Genomic DNA, 7,070 nt, shown 5'->3' with positions numbered 1-7,070 from the left:
GCACAGGCGGCGAGCACCGCCGCAAGGGCACCCGCCACGCTCATCGAAAGAATTTTGCGCGCAATGATCATGTGAAAATCCTCTCCTCTCGCATCGGCCCAAAAATCGGAAATCGATTTTCGACAAGCACGAGGCGTGCATCCAAGTTTCCAGAGCGACGTGCGTCCAGATGAATACGTATCGCTATGGTCCGCATCCCTTCAATCGCCCGATTTCCGGGCGATTGCAAGGCAGTGAGGCAGGTGGGCGGTGCTGCTATCGCACAAGGATGTTGCGGAACTGCCACGGGTCGTTCCGGTCGAGGTCTTCCGGGAACAGGCCGGGACGGTTATCGAGCGGCGTCCAGTCGGTGTAGTAGCCCTTGACCGGTCCGAGATACTGGGACTGCACTTCCAGGCACCGCCTGTAGTCCATCTCGTCGGCTTCGACGATGCCGGCCTCGGGATTCTCCAGCGCCCAGACCATGCCCGAGAGCACCGCCGAGGTGACCTGCATGCCGGTGGCGTTCTGGTAGGGGGCCAGCTTGCGCGCCTCGGCGAGCGACAGCTGCGAGCCGTACCAGTAGGCATTCTTGTCGTGGCCGTAGAGCAGCACGCCGAGTTCGTCGACGCCGTCGATCAACTCGTTCTCGTCGAGCACATGATGCACCGGCTGAGGCTTGCCGGCGGCGCCGAACATCTCGTCAAGCGACAGCATCGCGTCGTTGCAGGGATGATAGGCATAGTGGCAGGTCGGGCGGTAATGCACCTTGCCCTTCTTCGAACGCACGGTGAAGAAATCGGCGATAGAGATCGCCTCGTTATGGGTCACCAGCAGGCCGTATTGCGCGCCGGGCGTCGGGCACCACGAGCGCACGCGCGTGTTGGCGCCCGGCTGCTCCAGGTAGATGGCTGCCTTCGAGCCGTGCTTGTGCTTCTTGGCGTTCTTCGGCATCCATGTCTCGTGTGTGCCCCAGCCAAGTTCCGCGGGCTGCAGGCCCTCGGAGATGAAGCCTTCGACCGACCATGTGTTCCAGAACACATCCATCGGTTTCGGCTTCTTGGTGCGCTGGGTGTCGCGTTCGGCGATGTGGATGCCCTTGACGCCGGCCTTCTTCATCAGCTTGGCCCAGCCCTCGCGGTCGTCCTGCGCGGGCTCCGAGAACTCCAGGCCAAGATCGGTGGCGAGATTGACCAACGCCTGCTTGACGAACCACGAGACCATGCCTGGATTGGCGCCGCAGGTGGAGACCGCTGTGGCGCCGCCGGGCTTGTCGTGCTTTTCCTTGAGCAGCGACTCGCGCAGCGCGTAATTGGTGCGGCTGGCGTTGTCGGCCTTGGCGTCGAAATAGAAGCCGAGCCACGGCTCGACGACGGTGTCGATGTAGAGCACGCCGAGCTTGCGGCAGAGCCGCATCAGGTCCACCGAGCCGGTATCGACCGACAGGTTGATGCAAAAGCCCTGGCCGCCGCCATTGGTCAGAAGCGGGGTCAGGAGCTTCTTGTAGTTCTTCTCGGTCACCGCTTCCTGGACGAAGGTGATGCCGCGCTCGTCGAGCAGCTTGCGGTCGGTGTCGCGCGGATCGATAACCGTCATGCGCGACTTGTCGAACTTGAAATGGCGTTCGATCAGCGGCAGCGTTCCCCGGCCGATCGAGCCGAAGCCGATCATCACGACAGGGCCGCTGATCTCACCGTAAACGGGCCAGTTTTCATTCGCCATTTTATCGAGCACTCCTTCAAAGCCCAGGAAACTGGGAAAACGCACACACAAAACCGGGCATCTTTGCCCGGCGGCCATGCGCTACATCACAGATCATTGTCACAAACCAGCGAAAAGCGCCAACCAGCGATCAGTCGTCATTGGCCATGTGGTTAAGGACCGTCATCAGCCGATCACGGTCCGATGTCAGGCCCTTGTAGTCGAGCTGGGCGAGATCGAGTGCTTCGAGCTGGGCGGCGAAAGACACCGCGAGCTTCGCCCGATCAGGGTGCCTGGCCAGCACGGCGAGCGGGTCGAGATGGATGCGGATGGTGAACAGGATATCGCGTGAAACAGGCAGTTTGCGCAGGGTTTGCCGCTCGACGCGAATGAAGGCATGGGCGTCGATGTCGCCATCGGGAAAGCGCGACGGCCGGTTGGTGGCGCGGTCGATGCGCTGCAGGTCGGAGAGCGGATGGTAGAGCGCGTTGTCGGACTGGATCGACCAGTTGTAGCGCTCGACGGCCTGCCCCTGGAGGCCATCGAACATCCGGTTGATGAGTTCCGCCGGACGCGTGCCCGGGCCGAAACCCGGCACCGGCGCGTGGATGTCCTGCAGCGGCTTGCCGAACTTTTCCAGGAGCGACCAGGAGGAGGGAAAGCAGAGCGAGCCGGCGACCAGCCGCCAGCCGCTGTCACTGCTGCGCATCAGGATCAGGTCTTCCTGGACGAGCAGTGAGGCTTTGGCCAGCGGCGCATCGGCGAGGGAAGCAGGCAGACGGCTCGCCGCGCCCGCCACCTCGACGCCTGATCCGCCGAGCCGATGGGTTTCGGGGAACCTCTCCGGGAGATGCGCAGCGAGCAAGTCGAGCACTTCCTGCTGGGCGTCGCGCGTGCCGTCCTCCTCGACGAAAACGCGCTCTGGGATTTCGGCATAGAGCCGGTGCTTTTCGGCGAGATACGGCAGCAGATGGCCGTCGACCTCGATCCAGGCCGCCGGGTCGAGCGGCTTCAGCCCGATGCTGAACAGTTTCGACGAGCCGTCATAGGGCGTGTGGGTGGGCAGCGTATGTTTTGGGGACGTCATGTCTCAGGTCAGTCTTGCCGGGATCAGTCCGCGCAGCGAATTGCCGACGAACAGGGACTTGGCGGATTTCAGATCGTCCAAGCTGTAGATCGCTTCGCGGGCGCGGCCTTCATCCAGAAGCTGCGCGCGCAATACGCCAGGCAGCAGGCCGCAATCGAGCCGGGGCGTCGCCAGCACGCCGTCGCCGAGATCGGCAAAGACATTGGTGATCGTGCCTTCACAGATCTCGCCACGCTCGTTGGCCATAAGCACCTCGTCGGCCTGCGTGATGAGGTGTTCGGCACGAGCACGCGTGTAAAGCTGTCGCCGGCTGGTCTTGTGGCGCAGCAGCGTGTCGTTCGAATCGAGCCTCGTCCGCGCCAGCCGCAGCATCCAGACCTTGTCGGCGGCGAGCGGTTCATAAGGCTGCGCAGAGGCCGTCACCTCGCCATCGTGCGACAGGACGAGGCGCGTGCGCATGGCAACGCCGGAACCGCCGACCGCGCTGCTCAGCGCCTCGCCGACCGTGCCTGGATCACAGCGGAAGCCGAGTTCCGCCGCCGAGCCATAGAGGCGCGCAAGATGACGATCGAAGCGCAGGAAGCCCGAGCCGGGTTCCCAGCGCATGGTCTCGATCAACTGAAAGTCGGCGGTGTTCCCGTCGCGAAGCGCGCTTTCAGCAGACACTCCTGATACTCCTCCTGCGCCGTCGAATCGAAGACGACGCCGCCTCCGACATTGTAGACGGCCTCGCCGCCCGAAAAGAGCGAGATGGTGCGGATCGCCACGGAAAAGCGCATCGGGCCGCCGGGCGCGATCCAGCCTATGGCGCCGCAATAGGCATCGCGGGGCGTGCCTTCCAGGTCGCGCAGGATCTCCATGGCCCGGATCTTAGGCGCGCCGGTGATCGAACCGCAAGGAAACAGCGCCGCAAAGATCTGGCGGATAGAGAGACCCGGCAGCAATTTGGCCCTGACGTCGCTCACCATCTGATGCACGGTCGGGTAAGTCTCGATGCGGAACAGCGCCGGCACGTCCAGCGTGCCCACCTCGCTGATCAGCGAGATATCGTTGCGCAGGAGATCGACGATCATCCGGTTTTCGGCCTGGTTTTTCTCGTCATTGCGCAGGAAGATCTTCTGCCGTTCGTCCTCGGCTTTGGTGGCGCCGCGCGGCGCCGTTCCCTTCATCGGATGCGTCTCGATCATGCCCTCGGCGTCGATCTCGAAGAACAGTTCAGGCGAGCGCGACAGCACGATGGGTTCACCGAGCGCGATCAGCGCGCCATATTTCACCGGCTGACGTTCAGTCAACGCATCGAAGGCGGCCAGCGGCTCGCCTGACCATTGCGCATGCACGGGAAAGGTCAGATTGCCCTGGTAGCAATCACCTTGCCGGATGTGCTGGTGCAGCCGCGAGAAGCGTTTTTCATAATCCTCGGGCGACCACGTCGCACGGGCGTCGAAGATCGGGCCATTGGTCGCCGCCGTATTGCGCGGCGGCACCGCCTGTTCGACCGGGGCATCGAAAACCCCAAGGCACACGAGTGGAGCGCGGCGTCCATTCGGCAGCAGGGGAACGAGCTTGGGTTCGAGCAAGTAGCCCGCCTCATACGAGAAATAGCCGGCAAGCCATTTGCCTGCATCATGCGCGGCTTGTGCTGCTTCCAGAGCCGGCCCGAAATCGCCTGCGTCGTGCGCCACGATGATATTGGCCGGCCGGTCGAAAACGAGCTGGCGCGCGCTTTTGTCATTGCGAAAAATTGCGGCGGGCAGGGACATGGGCACCGAATGCTGCGGTCAATGAAGCCATCAACCGCTCTATATGGGGTGCCGCCCGCGCGCAATCGAGGGAACGGCACGCTGCCTCTTAAAGCCGACCTTTGGGCCAACTCAGGAACCAAGAGCAAACGGCGACGCCGATATGGCGCCGCCGCTTGCAATCTTCAGGTCGTGCCTGGCGATCAGCTGTTGCTGGAGGTTCCGGCTGTTGGAAACTGCTTGGCGAATTCCTTCTCGTTGCCGGCGGCGAGCAGCTTGGCCTGCTCGATCCAGCGTTCGCGCGCGATGCGGCCATCGAAATTCATGACGTCTTCGATCCGTTTGATATCGGCCGCTGTCCAGGACGCGATCTGGGCGAAGCTGGTGACGCCTTGTGCCTTGAGCAGTTTCTCATTGACCGGACCGATACCGATCAGCCGACGCAGATTGTCGGGCTTTCCGGATGCTGGCTTGGCTGTTGCAGGCTTGGCTGTTGCAGGCTTGACTGTTGCAGGCTTGCTCGTTGCGGATTTGGCTGGAGCCGAGGTTTTGGTGGCGGCGGGTTTCGCCGCCGGCTTGGCAGGGACCGCCTTGGCAGAGACCGCTTTCGCAGCGGCCGGTTTGGCCGTCGCGGGCTTTGTGGTGGCGGATTTGGCCGTCGCGGGGGTCGACATCAGGGCCGCCGGCGCCTGGCTTGCCGGTTTTGCCGCGCTGCTTCCGGCGGCAGGTGCGGCCGACGCTTCGCGCAGCCGGCGCTCAAGGTCGGCGCGGGTCTTGCCGCATGCATCGAGTTCGCCGGTCAGGCGGTCGCTGTCGGTGCGCAGCCTGTCGCGTTCGCTGCGTGTACGGTCGAGATCGCCGCGCAAGCTGTCGAGTTCACCGCGCAGGCGCCCCCAAAGGAACCAGCCGACCAATACGCCTATCAGGAACGCCAGGACCACGTAGAAAAAAGTGCCCATTGTCTCTCTCCAGTCAGATCCGTCTGCCGTGGGTCATGATCTTCGGCGAAGGACTACTCTTGGTGGTTCCGCGGTAAGCAGAACAGCCGGCTTCGGTTCGAGCTGTCGGCGATCGGCTTTGCTTGCCCATGGCCAACGGCCGTTGTCGCGTTCGCCTGAGCGCCACGGCCGGCTGAGATTTCTCCTCGCCGATCCGCATGCGCTCCGGCTGAGCTTGGAGCGAAGGCTATCATAGAGCTTGTGGAAAGCTATCGGAAAACTTCGGTGGAGAGTACTTCAAGAACAGATATTTAGGGTGATAGTAGAGCTGTCCCAACATGCATTCCGGCTAAACTGTTAGAGCGACGCCTGGGCGCGCATTTCAAGTGTCGAGCGCTTCCAGCTCGTCGATCAGGCCACTGATGACGCCAAGTCCGATCTGCCAGAAAGCGGGATCGGTGGCGTCGAGCCCGAATGGCGCCAGAAGCTCGGAATGATGTTTGGTGCCGCCGGCGCGCAGCATTTCGAAATACTTGTCCTGAAAGCCGCGCTCGGCGTTCTGGTAGACCGCGTAAAGCGAGTTCACCAGGCAGTCGCCGAAAGCATAGGCATAGACATAAAAGGGCGAATGGATGAAGTGCGGGATGTAGGTCCAGAACACCTCATAGCCTTCGCGCAGCTTGATGGCGGGACCCAGACTTTCGGCCTGCACTTCGAGCCAGAACTGACCCAGCCTGTCGGAGGTCAGTTCGCCGTTCTTGCGTTCGGCATGCACCTTTCGCTCGAATTCATAGAAGGCGATCTGGCGCACGACCGTGTTGATCATGTCCTCGACCTTCTGGGCGAGCATGGCCTTGCGCTCGCGCCGGTCGGTGGTCTGGTCGAGCAGCGAGCGGAAGGTCAGCATCTCGCCGAAGACCGATGCCGTCTCGGCCAGCGTCAGCGGCGTCGAGGCCATCAGCGCACCCTGGCCGCCGGCCAGCACCTGATGCACGCCATGGCCAAGCTCGTGCGCCAGCGTCATCACATCGCGCGGCTTGCCCATGTAGTTGAGCAGGACATAGGGATGCGCCGACGGTACGGTCGGATGCGCGAAGGCGCCAGGCGACTTGCCGGGCCGCACCGGCGCGTCGATCCAGTTGCGGTCGAAGAAGGTTCGCGCGATCTCGGCCATGTCGGGCGAAAAGCGCTGATAGGCGGACAGCACGGTGTTCCTGGCCTCGTCCCAGCCGATGATCGCCTGGGGCGTATCCGGCAACGGCGCGTTGCGGTCCCAATGGTTCATCACCTCCATGCCCAGCCAGCGTGCCTTCATCGCGTAGTAGCGGTGCGAGAGGCGCGGATAGGCATCGCGAACGGCGGAGGCCAAGGCGTCCACCACACTGCGCTCGACGCGGTTGGCCAGATGGCGTGAATCGGCGATGTCCTCGAAGCCACGCCAGCGGTCGGATATCTCCTTGTCCTTGGCCAGCGTGTTGGTGATCAGCGTGAAGGTGCGCAAGTTCTTGCGGAAGGTCGTGGCCAGCGCCTCGGACGCCCGGCGGCGCACCTCGCCGTCGGCGTCCTGCAGACGGTTCAGCGCCGGCTCCAACGTCAGTTCCTCGCCGTCGATGTGGAAGCGAAGGT

Annotated in this window: 6 protein-coding genes; all 6 read right to left on the bottom strand. The window is 63.1% G+C overall.

Translation table 11 applies throughout. The features are described 5' to 3' along the window. Positions 1-255 precede the first annotated feature (255 nt). Positions 256-1,701 (bottom strand): homospermidine synthase, encoded by a 1,446-nt coding sequence (locus EN932_RS24710; protein ID WP_013529731.1) that lies wholly within the window; start codon positions 1,699-1,701, stop codon positions 256-258. Positions 1,702-1,831: 130 nt separating this feature from the next. After that, the gene (locus tag EN932_RS24705) at positions 1,832-2,767 is read right to left on the bottom strand and encodes a DUF3445 domain-containing protein (protein ID WP_127385190.1); all 936 of its coding nucleotides are present in this window, start codon (positions 2,765-2,767) and stop codon (positions 1,832-1,834) included. A 3-nt stretch (positions 2,768-2,770) separates the two neighbouring features. Continuing rightward, positions 2,771-3,433 carry an aminotransferase class IV family protein gene (locus EN932_RS24700; protein WP_127368891.1) on the bottom strand — a complete coding sequence of 221 codons (663 nt, stop codon included), beginning with the start codon at positions 3,431-3,433 and terminating at the stop codon, positions 2,771-2,773. After that, the gene (locus EN932_RS24695) at positions 3,382-4,527 is read right to left on the bottom strand and encodes an aminodeoxychorismate synthase component I (RefSeq protein ID WP_127368890.1); all 1,146 of its coding nucleotides are present in this window, start codon (positions 4,525-4,527) and stop codon (positions 3,382-3,384) included. Before EN932_RS24695 ends, EN932_RS24700 begins: the two co-directional genes overlap by 52 nt. Positions 4,528-4,709: 182 nt before the next feature. Then, positions 4,710-5,465 (bottom strand): proton-conducting membrane transporter, encoded by a 756-nt coding sequence (locus EN932_RS24690; RefSeq protein ID WP_127368889.1) that lies wholly within the window; start codon positions 5,463-5,465, stop codon positions 4,710-4,712. Positions 5,466-5,826: 361 nt separating this feature from the next. Continuing rightward, positions 5,827-7,070, bottom strand: a 1,244-nt coding sequence (locus EN932_RS24685; RefSeq protein ID WP_128369131.1) for a M3 family oligoendopeptidase, incomplete at its 5' end; no start/stop codon positions are given.

This window comes from Mesorhizobium sp. M7A.F.Ca.US.002.01.1.1 (assembly GCF_004022955.1).
Lineage (GTDB): Bacteria > Pseudomonadota > Alphaproteobacteria > Rhizobiales > Rhizobiaceae > Mesorhizobium > Mesorhizobium ciceri.
The sequence above is the reverse complement of the archived record's forward strand: the minus strand, read 5'-3'. Positions and strand labels throughout refer to the sequence as shown.

Excerpts from the sequence above, each read along its gene's own strand:
- EN932_RS24710 (WP_013529731.1), bottom strand. The coding sequence starts at position 1,701 with ATGGCGAATGAAAACTGGCCCGTTTACGGTGAGATCAGCGGCCCTGTC.
- EN932_RS24705 (WP_127385190.1), bottom strand. The coding sequence starts at position 2,767 with ATGACGTCCCCAAAACATACGCTGCCCACCCACACGCCCTATGACGGC.
- EN932_RS24695 (WP_127368890.1), bottom strand. The coding sequence starts at position 4,527 with ATGTCCCTGCCCGCCGCAATTTTTCGCAATGACAAAAGCGCGCGCCAG.
- EN932_RS24690 (WP_127368889.1), bottom strand. The coding sequence starts at position 5,465 with ATGGGCACTTTTTTCTACGTGGTCCTGGCGTTCCTGATAGGCGTATTG.